The organism is Corynebacterium sp. HMSC069E04, from assembly GCF_001813175.1.
In the GTDB taxonomy this organism is placed as follows: Bacteria; Actinomycetota; Actinomycetes; order Mycobacteriales; family Mycobacteriaceae; genus Corynebacterium; species Corynebacterium aurimucosum.
This window is the reverse complement of sequence record NZ_KV811706.1, coordinates 1-346: the sequence shown is the minus strand read 5'-3', so window position 1 is coordinate 346 and position 346 is coordinate 1. Positions and strand designations below refer to the sequence as shown.

Genomic DNA, 346 nt, shown 5'->3' with positions numbered 1-346 from the left:
GCACCAGCAACAACCTCAGTTGCACCATTGGCAAAGTCAGCATTCGTCGAAATCTTCGGCTCACCAGACTCATCACCCTCATCAGAGGTCACAGTCTGATCCTTATCGTTGATGTCCTTGTGCTCAGCGATGTCATTCGGATTCTCCGAATCAGCATCCGGAGTCTCCTTACCATCCTTGTTGACCTCAACCGAAGTCAACTCCTCGAAAGCAACCGCAGCCTCAACCGGCTTAGTCACAGACTCATCAACAATGATCTCAACAACAACCTCACCGTTAGCAGCATCCGGAGTAAAGGTCTTCTCACCCTCACCCAGAACAGTCTTGCCATCAGCCTTGGAAATCA

The 346-nt window shown here is 50.3% G+C and carries 1 protein-coding gene; it reads right to left on the bottom strand.

Translation table 11 applies throughout. From position 1 onward, the window contains the following. On the bottom strand, positions 1 to 346 hold a 346-nt coding region (locus HMPREF2896_RS12900; RefSeq protein ID WP_371325895.1), incomplete at both ends, for a hypothetical protein.